At 42.5% G+C, this 17,821-nt stretch carries 14 protein-coding genes; 8 read left to right on the top strand and 6 right to left on the bottom strand.

Translation table 11 applies throughout. The annotated features are described in order from the left end of the window. The first annotated feature begins 41 nt into the window (after positions 1 to 41). Entirely contained in the window at positions 42 to 926 is an 885-nt protein-coding gene (locus AC4IFT_RS01900) for an ATP-binding protein (protein WP_490750494.1), read from the top strand. A gap of 32 nt (positions 927 to 958) precedes the next feature. Here the strand turns inward: AC4IFT_RS01900 and AC4IFT_RS01895 are convergent, their stop codons facing one another. Together AC4IFT_RS01895 and AC4IFT_RS01890 are read right to left on the bottom strand one after the other, a co-directional pair. Then, positions 959 to 1,849 (bottom strand): alpha/beta fold hydrolase, encoded by an 891-nt coding sequence (locus AC4IFT_RS01895; RefSeq protein ID WP_490732712.1) that lies wholly within the window; start codon positions 1,847 to 1,849, stop codon positions 959 to 961. Between the two features lie 137 nt (positions 1,850 to 1,986). Then, the gene (locus AC4IFT_RS01890) at positions 1,987 to 2,358 is read right to left on the bottom strand and encodes a hypothetical protein (protein ID WP_490750493.1); all 372 of its coding nucleotides are present in this window, start codon (positions 2,356 to 2,358) and stop codon (positions 1,987 to 1,989) included. Between the two features lie 280 nt (positions 2,359 to 2,638). Here AC4IFT_RS01890 and AC4IFT_RS01885 point away from each other — a divergent pair, with 280 nt between their 5' ends. Beyond that, positions 2,639 to 3,175, top strand: coding sequence for a metallophosphoesterase (locus AC4IFT_RS01885; protein ID WP_490732718.1), 537 nt, complete (start codon positions 2,639 to 2,641; stop codon positions 3,173 to 3,175). 20 nt (positions 3,176 to 3,195) lie between these two features. Here the strand turns inward: AC4IFT_RS01885 and AC4IFT_RS01880 are convergent, their stop codons facing one another. The 3 genes from AC4IFT_RS01880 to AC4IFT_RS01870 all read right to left on the bottom strand — a co-directional run bounded on the left by AC4IFT_RS01880 (position 3,196) and on the right by AC4IFT_RS01870 (position 5,283). Continuing rightward, a complete protein-coding gene (locus tag AC4IFT_RS01880) occupies positions 3,196 to 3,819 on the bottom strand; it encodes a helix-turn-helix transcriptional regulator (RefSeq protein WP_490750492.1) in 624 nt (207 codons plus the stop codon). Between the two features lie 78 nt (positions 3,820 to 3,897). Beyond that, the gene (locus tag AC4IFT_RS01875; protein WP_490750491.1) at positions 3,898 to 4,866 is read right to left on the bottom strand and encodes a threo-3-hydroxy-L-aspartate ammonia-lyase; all 969 of its coding nucleotides are present in this window, start codon (positions 4,864 to 4,866) and stop codon (positions 3,898 to 3,900) included. Positions 4,867 to 4,893: 27 nt separating this feature from the next. Then, on the bottom strand, positions 4,894 to 5,283 hold the full coding sequence (locus tag AC4IFT_RS01870; RefSeq protein WP_490750490.1) for a RidA family protein: 390 nt from the start codon (positions 5,281 to 5,283) through the stop codon (positions 4,894 to 4,896). Positions 5,284 to 5,671: 388 nt separating this feature from the next. Here AC4IFT_RS01870 and AC4IFT_RS01865 point away from each other — a divergent pair, with 388 nt between their 5' ends. The 5 genes from AC4IFT_RS01865 to AC4IFT_RS01845 all read left to right on the top strand — a co-directional run bounded on the left by AC4IFT_RS01865 (position 5,672) and on the right by AC4IFT_RS01845 (position 16,364). Beyond that, complete coding sequence (locus AC4IFT_RS01865) at positions 5,672 to 9,406, top strand: DUF4132 domain-containing protein (RefSeq protein WP_490750489.1); 3,735 nt, start codon at positions 5,672 to 5,674, stop codon at positions 9,404 to 9,406. Between the two features lie 23 nt (positions 9,407 to 9,429). Further along, complete coding sequence (locus AC4IFT_RS01860; RefSeq protein WP_490750488.1) at positions 9,430 to 10,539, top strand: ATP-binding protein; 1,110 nt, start codon at positions 9,430 to 9,432, stop codon at positions 10,537 to 10,539. Between the two features lie 70 nt (positions 10,540 to 10,609). Further along, entirely contained in the window at positions 10,610 to 13,156 is a 2,547-nt protein-coding gene (locus AC4IFT_RS01855; protein WP_490750487.1) for a DUF5682 family protein, read from the top strand. Between the two features lie 2 nt (positions 13,157 to 13,158). After that, complete coding sequence (locus tag AC4IFT_RS01850; RefSeq protein WP_273838886.1) at positions 13,159 to 14,313, top strand: VWA domain-containing protein; 1,155 nt, start codon at positions 13,159 to 13,161, stop codon at positions 14,311 to 14,313. Further along, positions 14,310 to 16,364: an SWIM zinc finger family protein gene (locus AC4IFT_RS01845; RefSeq protein ID WP_490750486.1), complete on the top strand. Its 2,055-nt coding sequence runs from the start codon at positions 14,310 to 14,312 to the stop codon at positions 16,362 to 16,364. The genes AC4IFT_RS01850 and AC4IFT_RS01845 overlap by 4 nt, the downstream gene beginning before the upstream one ends. 6 nt (positions 16,365 to 16,370) lie before the next feature. On the opposite strand, the gene AC4IFT_RS01840 is transcribed toward AC4IFT_RS01845, so the two are convergent. Next, positions 16,371 to 16,856, bottom strand: a complete 486-nt coding sequence (locus tag AC4IFT_RS01840) for a MarR family winged helix-turn-helix transcriptional regulator (RefSeq protein WP_490732734.1) — start codon at positions 16,854 to 16,856, stop codon at positions 16,371 to 16,373. An 84-nt stretch (positions 16,857 to 16,940) separates the two neighbouring features. Between AC4IFT_RS01840 and AC4IFT_RS01835 the strand changes: the two genes are divergently transcribed. Further along, positions 16,941 to 17,810 carry an EamA family transporter gene (locus tag AC4IFT_RS01835; RefSeq protein ID WP_490750485.1) on the top strand — a complete coding sequence of 290 codons (870 nt, stop codon included), beginning with the start codon at positions 16,941 to 16,943 and terminating at the stop codon, positions 17,808 to 17,810. Positions 17,811 to 17,821 lie beyond the last annotated feature (11 nt).

Here is a 17,821-nt window from a genome sequence, read left to right as displayed (position 1 = left end):
ATTTTTACGGTCATTGTTTGCCATATAAGGAGGGCTAAGTAATGAAACGTTTTATGAATCTAGAGCTTCCTCCTGAACCCATCATTAATAGCAACTGTGTGAGAAAGCGCCTTAAAAACAGTATTTGTGACAATTGTGCAGCCAGTTGCCCAGTAAATGCTATCTCATTTAGTCACATGGATGCCAAAATTGATAATGAACTTTGTTTCCAGTGTGGCAACTGTCTTTTTTCTTGCCCAGTTGATGCGATAGAAAATATTGCGCCACATGAACGTACCTATCAACAGGGTTACTTAGTGGTCAACCATGATGAACCTGTTGCAACGACGGAAGAGCTTATTGTTTGGCATAAACAATACCAAATTCGAGGGATTCAAATTGCGGAGCCATTGGTCGATAAATGGCTACCCACCTTAGCCGCACTTAATCTTAAATTAAAAACACTGCAAGAGCCTGTTTGGCAACTGCGAATTGAGCAGCCCCCTGTGGTGGATAGTGGGCGCCGTATGATGTTGTTTCGTCAAAAATTAGACCAAAAACCACTGGACAAAGGGCAGGTAAAAACAGGGCTCAATGCACGGAAACAATTTTACCCAGAAGACAGTTGGTTTCAGATAGAACTCGATAGCGAAAGCTGCATTTTGTGTGGGGCATGCGCGAAGGTGTGCGATGAAAATGCGATACAAATTGGTGATAATCAGTTTGTTTTAGATGAAAAACGCTGTACGGGGTGTATGAGTTGCCAAGTAGTGTGTTTTCCAAAATCAATTCACGTTCATGGGCACACGGCCAAACATAGTGAGCCAACCGTATTTCACTACTATGATGCAAAATGCCACACCTGTCATTTACCGTTTTTTTCTTGGGAAGAAGGCGTGCAAACCTGCCCAATATGCTCGCAGCATAAAAAACAAGGGTGGCTATAGAAAAAAGGTGCTATCAAGAGCACCTTTTTCAGTTAGTTGCTGACCGAATTTAAATTTTCAATCACTAATTTTGCAACCTGCGGGTTAATGGCAGGGGGCGTTTCATGTCCCATTCCTTCGATAATGGCTATTTTTGCGTTTGAGATGCTATTTGCAATATCTTGACCTGCCTCCACCGGGAATAACGGGTCAATTGAGCCATGGATAACCAATGTTGGGACATTGATTTGACTCAGATATGGCCGCATATCCCCAGTCACAGCAACTGCAACAATTTGGCGTTTAGTACCTTCCGGTGAATAATTTCGCGAAAGCGCTTGCTGCACATAATCGCGGTAATAGGCTTCATCAAATGGGCAACAACTTGAGCTAATACGACGATAAAACGCAAGTTGTCCAGCCAGATAACCTTCGAAATCTTCATTGGGGTTCGCACCCGAACTCATCAACATTTGCATCACATCAGGGGCACTTTGCGGTAAATTTGGGTTCCCTGTTGAAGACATAATTGGGCACAATGTTAATGTACGTTCAGGGTATTTTGCTGCAAATAATTGGGCAATCATTCCACCCATTGAACGGCCAATAATATGTGTTTTATCAATTGATAAGCTCTCTAATAAACGCACAATATCATCCACCATTTCGAATAACGTATATGCAATATCAAATGGTTGGCCTGTTTGCATTTTTTGAATCAATTCCCCTAGGTTAATTGGTGGAAAATGATCCATATGAGGAGATAAACCTGCATCACGGTTATCAATTCGAACGATATAGAAACCCGCATCAGCGATTTGTTGGCAAAAATCAGTTGTCCAACTAATGTTATGACCGCCTAGACCGGGTACTAATACAACGGCAGGGTTCTCTGGAGTGCCAAATGAATCATAAAAAAGTGAAATAGGTTGCTTGGTTGTCATTTTTTTTCCATTGAATTGAATGTTGTGCTATTTATGCCGCCATAGTGTAGCAAATGCGAGCCCCAAAAATGCACAAAGGTTGCCAAGATAAAACTTTAGCGTCATTGCTGTTATTTTACAGAAAATAACACAGTTTATTATCTAGCCGGTATAAATCGGCTAAATACCAGCACGATAAGTGAAAAAGTTAGCAAAACCAAAGCAATAAGTAAGTTCATATTTAGCGAGTAGGCAGAAACAATAAGGCTGCCCAAGGCTGATCCTAACGCGATTCCGCCATTGAAGAATGCAATATATAGGGCGCTTGTGATCTCAATTTGTGAAATGCTATATCCGATCATCCAATTCATTAATGAAACTGATACCCCGCCGTACGCCACACCCCAAAGTGCGATGACAAAATAGCTCACAAAAACGGTTAATGGCAAATATGCAAAGAAGATTAGACTAATGATAATTAAGCTAATTATCCAAAAAATGGAAAGTTTGATATTTCGGCTTGCGGCCATTCCAAAGATAAAATTACCTAAAATCCCTGCAATGCCATAAATGAGCAGGGCAAAACTGATTTGATTACTGTCTAAACGTTATTTGCCACCAAAAGTGCGCCAATTTTTACAGCTGTTTGATGAACATTGGCAAGGGCGTGCTATTTGGGATCAAAATGAGAACAGTTAAGATGATTTTTCAGCCTATTCTGTAAAGCAATTAAAAATCATTGGGATATGATAGGCATCAAGCAATTCGTTGCTTAAGAATATTTTTTAACAACAGATTTTTAGGTTTTATATGATTTACTTTATTTCAGATACCCATTTTTGCCATTCTAATATTATCAACCTTTGTGATCGCCCGTTCAAAAGTACCAGTCATATGAATGATACGCTAATTCATAACTGGAATGCTTATGTGACAGACCATGATGAAATCTACATCTTGGGGGATTTTTTATACAAAGGTAATGGCGCAGATGCGAATAAAATTTTGCGTCGGTTATCGGGCAAAAAATACCTTATTCGTGGTAACCATGACAAGTTTTTAGATGACCCTGATTTTGACGCATCCCTGTTTGAATGGGTGAGAAGCTATTATGAATTGGATTACCAAAAACAAAAAATTGTTTTATTTCATTATCCTATTTTAGAATGGCAAGGTTTTTTTCGTGATGCGATACACTTATATGGTCATGTACATAACTCAGGTAAAGACCCAGAGCAACGTAAGCGTCTAGATATTTTAGGGCCTCGTGCGATTAATGTTGGCGTTGATGTGAATGATTTTTTCCCGATTAGTATTAAAACCATTTTAAAACGCGCGAATAGTTAACTTACAAACAATAAATAACTTTATTTTTTGGCATACAGGTAAACAGAAGCACGTGATACACCAAGGTGTTGTGCAACGGTTTCCATGGCTTTTTTTACGTCAAGCAAGCCTTCGCTACGTAAAATTTCAATGAGGTTTTTTCTTTCTTCTGCTTTTAATGTCCGCGGTGTTGCTGCAAGTCTTGCGGCATACTGATCGATTCGATGGCGAATAGCTTCAGACCCATTGGGCTCAATATGCTCTTTGATTGGGCTATTTCCAACCTCGATAAATTGCGACAACATACTTTGCATGCCCCGAAATAAAGTCATATCTAAATTTAGGCACAAGGCAGCAACATATTCACCACTGTCATTTTTGATCCCGATGGATGTGCTTTTTACTGGGCGACCATCAGAAAATTGATTGGTATAGTTGGCAACAATGTTCGGGAAATCAGCAGATTCAATGCGAGCCAAGCCTAATTCAGTGGTCGGCTCACCCACTTGACGACCAGACAAATTATTGTGGATCGATAAAATTGAGTGCTCGGGTTTTTTTAAGTCATGAACGACAACCTCACAAAATGGCGCAAAAGTTTCGCTGAGCCCTTTTGCTATTGTGTCGATTTGTGCCAGTAATGTATTTTCATTGGTGTCAGACATAAAACCCCCTTATCTAAAAGCGCTAATCACTTAATTTTAACCTATTTTTTATCTCGCTAATAGATAAAGGGCGGGGAGTTACTGTGAAACTAATTCAGCAAACCGATTAATATCAACATTACCACCACTGACGATAATACCGACACGTTTACCCTGAAACTGCGCTTTTTGCGCAAGTGCTGCTGCGAAAGAGAGGCAACCAGTTGGTTCAACAACCATCTTCATGCGCTCCGCGTAAAATTTCATTCTATCGATAAGCTGTTTATCGGTAACAGTGAAAATATCATCAACATTATTTTTAATAATTTCAAAGGTATATTGTCCCAAATGCTGCGTCTGCGCCCCATCAGCAATAGTTTTAGGGGTATCGATATGAACAATTTTACCTTGACGGAAAGATTGCTGAGCATCATTGCCTGCTAATGGCTCAACACCGTAGACTTTGCAGTTAGGGGATAACTGGCGAGCTGCAAGCGCACAGCCAGAGGTCAAGCCACCACCGCCTAAGCAAACAAATAAGGCATCCAATTCACCCACTTCTTGGAACAGTTCCATGGCAGATGTGCCTTGTCCCGCAATGATATGAGGGTGGTCATAAGGTGGAATGAGGGTTAAACCGTTTTGTTCTGCGAGTTGTTTGCATAGCGCTTCGCGGTCTTGTGTATACCTATCAAAGCGGACAACATTTGCGCCGTAACCTTGAGTTGCAGCAACTTTGACGGCAGGTGCGTCATTTGGCATTAAAATGGTTGCCGGAATATTCAATAGTTGTGCTGCAAGGGCAATCCCTTGAGCATGATTCCCTGAAGAAAAAGCAATGACGCCTGCTTTTTTCTGCTCTGGCGTAAATTGAGCAAGCGCATTGAAAGCACCGCGAAATTTAAATGCACCCATTCGTTGGAAGTTTTCACATTTGAAAAACAACTCACCACCGAATTCTTTGTTGGCCGTTGTTGAGGTGAGTACTGGGGTTTTGTGTGCAAAGCCCGCTATGCGCTTAGCGGCTGCTTCAACATCTTGATAGGTGGGTAAAGTTAAACCAGTCATGTTTATGCCTCTTGAAAATTTTTTGAGTTAGCCTAAAACCGCAGTCGCTTCAATTTCGAGTGCTGCATTAAAATGGAGCTCTGAAACACCTGCAACAGCACGAGCAGGGCGAAAATCACCTATCCATGCTGCATAAATTTGATTAAATTCCTGCCAATCATTCATATCTGCTATATAAACCCGCACTTGAACTAAGCTTGCTTTTGTCAGATTGGCGGCTGACAAACAAGCATCAAGGTTGTTTAACACTAATTCCGCTTGAACCTTAAAGGGGGCATCAGTGATTGCTTGCCCAGAAGCATCAACGGGTAATTGCCCCGAAATAAACACAAACCCATTAGCACTAACACAATGGGAGTAGTGGCCTCGTGGCGGGATCAGCGTAGGGGCATTGATATATTGAATTGATTGGCTCATAGCAACCTCGAACATGATAAACTCACGGATTAGATTTTTAGTCTAATATTATACTATGTGTATAGTCAATCTGTTTTTGAAGAAAAAAACATCAATCTTTTAGTAATAATATGGGAGAAAAAACAGAACAATTTACAGTGAATGTTTTTGTGGATTGTTAGCGTGGGTGTTACTCATAAATATTTTTGCTTTGCAATTCGCCATTCTTTTATTCAGTAAAAGCGAATTTTTCAGTGAAAAAAAATGTAAAAATCAAAATGAATAAAATTAAAAATCGCTCACAATAAAAGGGAGTTATCTTAAATAAAAGTGATTAAGAATAATCAAATTGTGACGATAAAAATAAAATGGTAAGAAGTTGTTATATAAAAACTTTTAGGGATATGACATGGCGAAGTTTACGTTTGATATACTTTCTATTTTTGGGAAAAAAAGCAGCAAAGTGGCTGAACAATATGTTCAAGAAGCCGTTTTACCATTATCCGTCTTGGATGGTTCTTTACCCAAAATGGTGGTTGACTATGTACTGGAAGGAACATCGCCAGAAGTTTTGGTCAAGTTAAGCCAATTAGACACCGAAAAAGCGGTTATTTTATTAGACAAACCAGGCACTGTGGATTGGTGGTGGGGCGGTAATAATTTTAATACGGGCCAATATAATAAAGTGATCCGCCAAGGGATTAATGCTCGCCATAAACTTTACGCCAAAGTCGGTGATGGGGTGAGTGCAGAACAAATTGCGCGTTTTGCCAAAGTCTTAGCTGCTGCATGTCAAGATATTAATATTAAAGTGCTGACCTCTGAATTACCATCGTGGGTCAGTTATTTAGTTGGCGATGCATTTTCCAAAACTTTCGATAATTCTCGTGATGAAAAATTAGAGCACCGTAAGCATTGGAATATGGAATTGCTAGCTGAGATTATTGGTAAAGAAACCGATAAGCCAGCTAATTCAGTTTTATATATTATTTTTGATAGGCAACATTTATCTGACTATCACTATGAAAATTTAAACCGCTTATTTGTTCTCCCCGGTTTTAAAGAATATTTAATTGCGCAGCAAGATTTTATTAAGCAAACATTGATTGGTAATTTGTCTGCCGCTGGGCAGGTGCAGCTCATTAATGCCCTTAAAAAAGATGAGGTGTTATATTCTATTTTTGCCGATTGCTTAGTGACGTTTGCAACCAGCTCATTAAAAACGGTACGCAGTGCAGCAGAGCCTACACTGTCTATTCTGCCGGATGAGTCAGTCAAAATCTATTTAACCAAAGTACTGACTGAAGGGACACCAAAGCAACGTACGCAAGCTGCAGATTTATTTGCGCGAATTGGTAAAGATAGGGACGTTCTCGAAGCCGCGTTGCAAACGGAAACAAACAAAACGGTATTAAAAAGTATCGAAAGCGCCATTTCACGTTTTTCAGTGATGGATACGGCGAGCGAAATTGAAGAAACAGCACTACCAGCGCTTGTTGAGTTAGAAGATACTCCGCTTCCAGAAAGTGCAAAAGATATTTTAATCAGTAACTTCAATGAAATGCTGCAAAAAGCGAAAGAAAATGCAGAAAATGAAATTGAAGAAAATAAAAAGCAAAAGCACACATACAATTGGGCACAGCGCCATTATAAAGAATTCCAAAAGCTGGATGCGAAAACCTGCGCAAAAATTATTGATAAGCTGAATTCAGGTAAAGAGGTTATCACCGATCACGAATACAACGTGGTGAAATTCAAAGAGCGCATTAATAATCTTCCAGAGTTTACGTTATTTCATGCATTACGTCTGATAAGCCATAACCGTACAGGAATGGATCATTTCTCCCATTATTACCTAACCCGTGAAGTGCCACCGCGTATTATTGGCCAAATTGAATTGCGCCAATTAGAACAAGTTTTAACCCATTGCCATTACCAGCAAGCGAACCGCTTAATCGCCGATTTCTGCTTGCGTTCATACAATGACGGTTTAAAACTGTTTAATCAGCCAGAGCAAGTCTGGCCGTTCTTTACGCAATATCCTGATTTTATCGCCGAAGCGTTAGGCTTGATCCCTCAGCAAGCCAAACAGCGTTATTACCAAGAATATGATGCTTCAAGTGGTATTGAAGTATTAGCGATGTTACCAACCATTCCTGCACGCTTTATTCCACGTATTATGGAATTAGCGTTAGGGGAAAATAAAACTCATCGTCTAAGCGCGCAGAAATTACTCGAAACATTGCCGAATATTCATATTAATGCCGCAGAAGGGTTAGATTCAGGTAAGCAAGAAATTCGTGTAACGGCGATTGAGTGGCTAGCGCGCCTAAAACACCCTGACTCTTTAAAACCGCTGTATGCGTTATTGAAAAAAGAGAAACGTGAAATTGTGCGCGCTGCATTATTAACGGCGTTAGAGCAATTCGGCGAAGATATTTCCAGTTATTTATCGCCAAAAGTCCTATTAGCGGAAGCACAAAAAGGGCTTAAAGGGAAAGCTCCTGCGAGTATGTCTTGGTTTAATTTAGACACATTACCAGCACTGACTTGGCAAAATAATAAACCGGTGGATGGGGATATTATTCGCTGGTGGGTTATTTTAGCGGTGAAATTAAAAATGCCTGCAGGGAACGGCCTATTACAGCGTTATATCAGTTTGTTGTCTGTGGATAGCCAGCGCAAGCTTGGCAGCTTTATTCTAAATAGCTTTATTGCCCAAGATACTGCGGGCCCATCACTCGAAATGGCGATGGCAGAAGCAGAACGTGATGCGCCACAGCGTTTAACCAACTACCAAGATTGGGTTAAGCGTTGGCCGGAATATTACAGTCAGTATGAAAACTACACCCTTGAGCAGTGCATCAATGATATTAAAAATGAAGTGCTTCGCCGTTATTTAGGGTCAGCGATTACGGATAAAGGCATGCTAGCGCTGATTTGTGGTATAGAAGGGCATATTGCAGTCACAGCGTTACGAAATTATATGCGTGATCATTATCAGCGACGTGCGCAAATTGAAGCCATGATTGATGCAGTCGCAACTAGCAATGATCCGTTAATTATTCAGTTGTTACTCTCGCTATCACGCCGTTACCGTACCGCATCCGTGCAAGAAAAAGCCCGTGGTTTAGTGGCTCAAATTGCTGAACGTAATGGCTGGAGCGCCGATGAACTTGCTGACCGAACAATTCCGACGGCAGGTATGGATGAAACGGGGATTCTCGCCCTTGAGTATGGCGAGCGTACCTTTACCGCTAAGCTGGATGCTCAGCAAAAACTGGTGTTATTTAACCCTGAAGGCAAAGAAATCAAAGCATTACCCGCTGCACGTAAAACGGATAATGAAGAGCTGATTAAAGAATCGAAAAAACTACTGAGTTCCAGTAAGAAAGAGCTCAAGCAAGTGATTGATCTACAAACTGCACGTTTATATGAAGCGATGTGTGCAGAGCGTTTGTGGACGACTCAAGACTGGCAAGAATATATTCAAGCTCACCCAATTATGCGCGGCTTGATTGAAAGACTGGTCTGGATGGAAGTTGATAATGATAAGGTTATCAATATATTCCGTCCTTCTGATGATGGCAGTTTGCTGAACCTTGAAGATGATGAAATCGAGCTAAGCGCAGGGTCATCAATTAAATTGGCCCATGCTGCGTTGGTTTCTGAAGAAGAAAGAAAAGGCTGGATAGCCCATTTTAAAGATTACAAAGTGAAATTTTTGTTCTCGCAAATGGAGCATAAAATCCCTGAGTTAGACCTTGCACTCACTGAAATTGAAGACCGCAAAGGTTGGCTAACGGATACCTATACGTTACGTGGAGTACTCACCAAAATGGGTTATCAGCGTGGCCAAGCTGAGGATGGTGGTAGCTTTATGCATTACTCCAAACACTATGCTAGCCTAGGTTTCTACGTTTACATTGAGTTCAGCGGCAGCTATGTACCGGAAGAAAATATTCCCGCGGTCTTGTACTCCTTAAGCTTCGAAAGTGGGCAACAAAGCTCATGGAACCGCAGTTATATAGAGCTGAAAGATATCCCGCCAATTTTATTAGCGGAAAGCTATGCGGATTACTTAAAAGTGGCTGACGCGTGTGCAGGATTTGACCCTGAGTGGGAAAAGAAAACACCTTGGTAATTAGGGTTTAATAGGATAACTCGATGAGTAACAAAGACACAATAAAAGGATATGTTCTGCGCGAAAGCGCAGAAATTCGCTTTGCCGATGAACTGGAAAAACTCACGCAAGCCGATAGCCATAACCCGAAACCACAAGGCTGGTTACGTTCACCACGTGCGGTTCGCCAGTTTATTTTAGGTGATGAAGCACTAGGCATTACACCGAAGTTTTTTGGGGACGACGCCTTAGTTGACCGTGCAATAGTGACCCTGTTAGGTAAACAGGGGCTGATGTTAGTCGGTGAACCCGGAACAGCAAAATCAATGCTATCTGAATTATTAGCCGCTGCGATTAGTGGGGATTCGGGCTTAACCATTCAGGGAACTGCGGGAACAACTGAAGACCATATTAAATACTCATGGAACTATGCGTTGTTATTGGCAGAAGGGCCAACGGAAAAAGCGTTAGTTAGCTCGCCACTTTACCAAGGCATGATGGAAGGGAAAATTGTACGTTTTGAAGAGATCACCCGCTGCCCACCAGAAATACAGGATGTGTTGGTTAGCTTGATGTCTGAAAAACAGATGATGATCCCCGAAATGAAAGACAATGCGCGGATCAGCGCCAAGCAAGGTTTTAACTTAATCGGCACCGCCAACTTACGTGACCGTGGCGTTCATGAAATGTCGTCGGCACTAAAACGCCGCTTTAATTTTGAAACCGTTAGGCCGATCCAAGACCCTGCCTTTGAAATTGAGCTAATTAATAAACAGCTAACTAACGAATTAGGTGAGCTGAATGGTTTGGTAACGATCCCCGCAAATGTGATTGAATTATTAGTCACGACATTCCAAGAGTTACGCTCGGGTAACACCAAGGACGGCGGTAATATCAAAACTCCCGATGCAGTGATGTCGACCGCAGAAGCGGTGAATATCGCTTATGCATGTGCATTAGAAGCCCACTATTTAGGCGATGGTACGTTAAGCGCTGGGGCGGTAGCTCGTCAGTTAATTGGTGTTGTACTCAAAGATAATGCGGATGATATCAAGCGGATGCGCTATTACATTGATAATGTCGCACGAGAAAGAGCCAAACAAAGTCCAGAATGGAAAGCGTTTTTTGAAGCTTCTCGTCAGTTCTGGCAATAGACTCAATGACGTGTAGTGCAATGGCGAGGCCTTTGGCTTCGCCCATTTTTATCAATCAGGGAATATCACGGTGAGTTTGCCTTCCATACTTTTACCAGAGCGGCTTGAAAAAGCATTGACTAGCTGGCAACAGCTTGAATCAGAAAATATTTATTTTGCGCCGGTGCGCCACCATAGTCCGGCTTGCGCCTACAGTACACTTTCGTTAATCGAAGAAATTAAGCCTGATTATGTACTGATTGAAGGGCCTGATAGTTTTAATGGATTAATTGCAGGGCTGCTGCATCAAGACACGCTGCCTCCTGTCGCCATTATGGCGCAAACGGAAGTTAAAGCAGGGTCATTGAAGGGTGAAGGTGACACTGTCACGCGATCAGCTTATTTTCCTTTTTGTGAATATTCCCCAGAGTGGCAAGCAATTAAGCAAGGTTCATTGCATAAAGCACAATTACAATTTATTGATTTGCCATGGTCTACGCAGGTTAATATTGATGAGGCGGATGTTGGGCAAAGCCAAAGCTTGCAAAAAGAGCGTTATTTAGCACACAGCTTGTTTATTGCGCAATTAGCCAAAAAGAGTGGTTGCCGTGACCATGATGAGCTTTGGGAGCAACTATTTGAATTACGTACGCTAGAGCAGCTCACTGATTGGTCAACGTTTTTTAAAGACAGTTTCATCTGGTGCGGGTTAGCACGATTAGATTATGAGCCTGAAGTCCTTGAATCTGAAGGCTCAACACAGCGTGAAGCCCATATGCAGGCGCATATTCAAACCATTAAAGCACAACAACCTAACGCCAAAATTGTTGTCGTGACAGGCGGCTTCCATACTCTAGCGTTAATTGAAGGCTTGTCTGAACGCATATCGGCAAAATTTGCATTAACCGCGACAGAGCAAAAACAGTTTATAAAACAACAAAAAACGGCTGAAGACGATAACGCATGGCTGATCCGCTACAGTGACGATAAGCTGGATGCATTAAACGGTTATGCATCAGGTATGCCATCCCCCGCGTTTTACCAAAAGGTATGGGAAACGCTATTGCAGCAACGCCAAGACCATGAAAATGGCCACGTGCGCCCGACTCAAGCATATCGAAATGAATTGGGCGTTGCGTACCTGTCAAAAGTTGCGACTATTTTGCGCGAAAAGCAATTTGATGCGGCCCCGGGCTTTTTATCGGTAAAACTGGCTGCGGAACAAAGTATTCGCTTAGCAGCTTTCCGTGGGCATGCAGGGACAGGGCGCTATGATTTACTGGATGGACTACAAAGTGCATTTATCAAAGGCAGCTTGGATGAGAGCCAAGATGAACTTTGGCATGAAATTAAAACCTGTTTTTCAGGTTTTCGCCTAGGCCAAATCCCCAAAGGCACAACAACGCCGCCGTTGGTGGCACAGACCTATGAGATGGCGAAAGCGTTCCGCTTTAAAATCGATGATACATTAAGCAAAATCAGTCGGTTAGATGTTTACCGTAATAAGCAGCATCGTGTACGCAGCCGCTTTCTACATTTATTGGCTTTTTTAGATATTCATTTTGCCAAACACCTTTCTGGCCCCAATTTTATGTCAGGAAACCAAATGGATGTGCTATTTGAAGAGTGGCAATATGCGTGGACGCCAAATGTGGAAGGTGAGCTGATCGCGTTATCTGAAAAAGGCACCCAGCTTAAAGGGATCGCATTAAACCGTTTATTTGAAATGGAAAAAAACCTTGAGCAACAAGGCGTCAGCCGTTCAAGCCAAAGTGCAGTGACATTGCTAATGCAAGCTGCGCTTATTGGCTTACACCAGCGTATTCCTGCTTTATTTTCATTACTCGACAACTATATTCAACAAGATGCTAAATTCGAATCGTTAGTTGCTTGTGGCCATAAGTTAGTGCATCTATGGCGTGGTCGACAATTCTTTGATATAGAAGAAAACTTTGCGATTGAAGTCCGTCTGGATACCTTATTGCAACAAGTTTTTTATTGCTTTGAACAAATTACGCAGGGGGATGAACAGCAACAAGAAATGCATTTTAATGCGCTGCTTTCATGTCGTGAATTAATCACCTTTATGCCTGAAATTAATAAGGCTCATGATTACTCAAACGATTTTTATCACCAGCTAGCGCGTTGTGAAGGCAAACTAAACCATGTTCCTTTATTAAAAGGGGCGGTGGATGCGCTGCGTTATTTAGGTGCTAAAACCGATGAAAATACCTTAGTCAATGAGATCCAAAAGGCGTTTAGTACGGGAAGTGACCCAGAAATTGCCATTGGCTATTTTATTGGTGTAATGCGAGCAGCCCCTGAGTTAGTTTTACGTATTCCTCTTTTAATCGAACTGTTGAATGATTTGCTTAGTGAATGGGATGAAAGTCGGTTTATTCAAGTATTGCCTGATTTACGTTTTGCATTTAGCCAATTGACACCAAAGCAAAATGCGCAAATGGCACAGCATGTCGCGCAAAACTTATCAATAGAAGCCCAAGATTTAACGCTGCACCAAACTGAGTTTAATGAGAAGCAAATGCTGCAAGCACTGCAATTAGAACAACGGTTACAAAACCAACTTATAGATTTCGGGCTACAAAGCTGGTTCACCCACACGTCGGAGGCGAAATAACCATGAGTAAAAAAGAGACGCCATTGACGCCAGAACAGCTACAACTCGCTAAACGTTGGCGCTTGGTATTAGGCCAATATGCCGATAACGCACTGGGGCAAGCCGCCTTCAGTGCGCAAGAGTTAAAAATTGAACGTTCACTGGATTTTTTGTATCGCCGTGAATATCAACGGCGTGGTTTACGGCAAGAAAGCGGCCGTCATGGTTCGTTGGATGCCTCGCAACTTACCGCGGTTAATTGGTTAAACCAAGCACGAAAATTGTTTCCGAACAGTACGTTTGAGCGCATGCAATCACAGGCGCTTGAGCGCTATGAAATAAGTAGTTTGCTTAAAAACCCTGACGCATTGAATGCCATGGAGCCCACAAAGGCATTAGCAAAAACGTTAATGAGCTTACGGGGAAAAATGAACGAAGATACGCGTGATGCGGTGAAAAATATTATTCGCAAAGTAGTGGATGATATCCTCAGCCAAATGCGTAACCAGTTCCGCCAAGCACTAACAGGGCGCAAAAACCGTTTTCGACGTTCATTAATACCCAATAGCCGTAATTTCGATTGGCGGGCAACCATTGCAGCAAATTTGAAAAACTATGATGTGCAACATCAACGGTTAGTCATTAAAACACCGTATTTCAACTCACGCCAGCAGCAGCATTTACCGTGGGATGTCATTTTGTGTGTTGACCAGAGTGGCTCGATGGCAAGTTCAATTATGTATGCAGCGGTCTGCGCCAGTATTCTAGCGGCATTGCCAACGGTTCGGGTTTCATTAGTGGTTTTTGATACACAAGTGGTTGATTTAAGCCATTTAGCTCATGACCCTGTTGAGGTTTTAATGACGGTGCAATTAGGTGGTGGAACCGATATTGCGAAAGCGATGCAGTATTGCGAGAGCTTAATTCGCAACCCTAAACGAACAGTGATCAGCTTGATCAGTGACTTTGAGGAAGGCGGTGCGTTAAATCATCTGCTTAACTGCACACAGCGCCTGCACAGTCAGCAAGTGAAGCTTTTAGGCTTAGCCGCATTAGACGATGATGCATTACCTGTTTATGATCCTGAAATTGCCCAAAAATTGGCCGATAGGGGCATGCATGTCGCGGCCTTAACACCAGAGCATTTTGCACAGTGGCTGGCGGAGGTGATGCAATGAGTTGGCAAGCAATTTACTACCAATACGACGATGATGCATTAACTGTGTTTGCCAATGTCGGGTTATTGCGCCGGGCACGTAAAGATATAGAAAATCAAAAAGTTAGCCCTATAGATCTTGCTGTGGGGCAATTTGATAGTGATGGACAAACCGTACAGTTAGATGCGCAAGGTGTGCAAAAAGCAGCCTGTAATTGCAGCGCATCAGGTTGTTGTAAGCATATTTTGGCCGCTGTACTTTGGGTTCAAAATAATGCGGCGAATGAAAGCACTCAGGAAATTGGCAGCGAAACTGAGCTTAGTGAACCTGAGCCACTACTGCCTGAATTGCTCGCATTAGAACCGATGTCACTAATTAAACTCGCTTCTAAACCCGATTGTCGCTTAGCTATCCGCTTGTTAGATGAGTGGCAAGGGCGTGAGCTGACTTTTGATGATCAATGCAACCAGTTAAGAGTGACATTAACTGAATATGATGAGCCAATCATTTACCTGAAAGGTAGTGGTTTTCAGGGGATGATTTCCTCGGTACCTGAAAAACAGAAAAAAGCCGTTCACCTTGCAGTGATTGCTAAACTGTTGATACAAAATGGTGCGGTTTGGCAATGGCCTGATGATTTAACCCCTGCACCTGATACTGCACTGTCATTAACTGATGATGACAAAACCGTTATCGCCACTATCGGGCAATTTATCCAAGATTTGTTGCGCCAAGGTTTGTCGCACATTAGCCAAAGTAGCGCCACGCAATTGCATCTGTTGAATATGTCGGCGAAAGCGGAAGGTTTACCTCGGTTAGCTAATTATTTGAAAAGGCTCAGTCAACAAGTGAAATTGCTTGCTGATAAGCACTTTACCATGGATGAAGGGCAAGTTTTGCGGCTAATCGCCGAAATTGCTGCCTATCTACAGCAACTTTCAACGGCAGATGAAGCACAACTTGCCGTGCTTAAAGGTTTACAGCGTCGGCAATATACCGACCAAGCGTCAGTGCTTGATTTAACACCGATTGATGCGAATTGGTGGCAAACGCAAAGTGGTGCAATTGGCGCAACATTTAGTTTTTGGGATAACCAAGAGAAAAAAATTATTCAATGTACGCAAGGGCGCGCAAACCGGCTTGACCCGATGTTTGGTCGACAAAACGTTTGGCAAACGTTATCCATTTGGAAGCAAACGGCTGATAATTTGATGCGAACGCCGTTTAAATTGCATGATCCACGGCTTTCGGATGAAGGTAAATTATCGGCCAGTGGCGACAGTTTTGCTGTAAAAAATAGCCAAAAACTGTTAGCGGATGATGACTACCAAGCGCTTCAAAGGGAATTGGGCTTTACGCATTGGCAAGAGGCTAGTGAGTTCCTTTCGAGTTTATCTAACGAAAATGTTTATCAACCGGTTATTTTGCATATTGCTGATTACGAACAGTTGTATTGGGACGAAGCAGAACAGTGCATTTTGTGGGCGGTAGCCGATAGCGAAAAAAATAGGGCGTTTTTGCGGTTAAACTGGGAAGGGAATGAAAATCATAAAATCGAAGAATTACGTTTTATCACTAAGGAAAAATGGCCTATTGCCGCGGTGAGTGCTCTGGTCAATCAGACAACACAAGGTATTCAATTGGTGCCAAAAACGGTGTGGTTGAAGAAAGAACAAGGTATTGAGCTGTTTTACCTTGATTTTGAATCCATTCCCCGTAAGAAACAGCGTTCAGGTTTTTTCAATAAAATCATGGAATACATGGAGAAAAAACAGCAAAAGCACAATACATTCGTACCGGAAATCACACTTGCAAGTCAGTTAGTTCGTCCAATTTTATCTGTACTGGAAACCCAAGCCTGCACGGGAAGGCAGCAGCTTTCATCGTCTCAACACGCTGAAATTGGCTATGCAATACGTGTTCTGGAAGATTTGGGAACAATATGGTTAGCCAATCAGGTCAAATTGTTAACCGCTTCAGGGGAGATCCCCCCCGAAAACGTATTACGATTAGTGTACCTATGCGATAAATTTGAGCGCTTGCAAATACCGTTACCGTTTCAATTTACATAATAGTACTTAAGATTCAAACGTCCCAAGAAATGTCCGTAATAGTTGGTTGAGCGCCTGTTGCTCTTCCAACGTCAACTTGGCGACTAGCCGTGCTTGGTTTTTTGTATGGGCCTCAATGACTTGGTTAATTAATGTTAGCCCTTCATTAGTCAGTGAAACTAAAAAACCTCGGCCATCATCTGGGTTAGTGTGGCGGGAGACTAACCCCGCTTTTTCCAGTTGATCAATGCGGTTTGTCATGGTTCCCGAGGTTACCATTAGCGTCGCAAGCATATCCCCTGGGCTCAGGGTGTAAGGTTTACCTGAGCGCCGTAAAGTGGCCAGCACATCAAAACTTGACCGATTAAGGCCAAATTCAGCGAAGACTTTTTCCATTTCACGGGTGAGATGATAGGCAATATTGCCTAACCGACCAATTAACCCCATTGGGCTAATATCGAGATCTGGGCGCTCACGCTCCCATTGTTGAGTGATTTTATCGATTCTATCCATAGGCAAATAATGGGCTTTATTTATCTTGACGTCAAGGTAAATAGAATCTATCTTGACCTCAAGATAAATATTGAGAGTCAAACTATGAATCGCTATGTTGTTTTATGTTTCACTGCATTAGCCCCCATTGTGTGGGGAAGTACCTATTTGGTGACGACTGAAATGCTGCCCTCGGGCCTTCCACTAACATTGGCTGTTTTACGTGCACTGCCTGCCGGATTATTGCTGGTACTGCTTTTACGCCAGTTACCCTCAGGGATTTGGTGGTTACGAGTTGCTATCTTAGGGGCGTTGAACTTTTCACTGTTTTGGTGGTTATTGTTTATTGCAGCTTACCGTCTACCCGGTGGTGTTGCCGCAACGGTGGGGGCGGTACAGCCATTAATTGTGTTATTTTTAAGTCGTTGGTTATTGAATAACCGTTTGTCCAGCATTTCAATAATCGCTTCGTTTAGCGGAATTGTTGGTGTGGCGATTTTACTGCTAACACCTACAGCTTCACTCGATTGGGTTGGCGTGATAGCTGGCTTGGCAGGGGCATTTTCAATGGCCGCGGGCACAGTTATGAGTCGCCGTTGGCAACCCCCCGTTAGCGCATTAACTTTTACATCGTGGCAATTAACTGCGGGCGGTTTGATTTTACTCCCATTTGCCTTCATTTTTGAGCCTGCATTGCCGACGTTAACATCCGTGAATATTATCGGGCTCAGCTATTTAACCTTAATTGGTGGGGCATTAACCTACGCATTATGGTTCCGTGGGCTGGCATTATTAGGGCCGAGCTCAGTAGCATCATTAGGTTTTCTTAGCCCTGTCAGTGCGGTGGTCTTAGGGTGGTTTTACCTTAATCAGCAGCTCAGCACCTTGCAATTTATTGGTATGATAGTGATCTTAGGCAGTGTTTGGGTGATTCAACGCGCAGAAGCACGCAAAGCACGGAGAAGTGGCGTTTAATGGCGTATTAT

Source organism: Providencia sp. UF-183, assembly GCF_058246155.1.
Note: the sequence above shows the minus strand (reverse complement) of the source record. Positions and strands in the feature narration are given on the sequence as shown.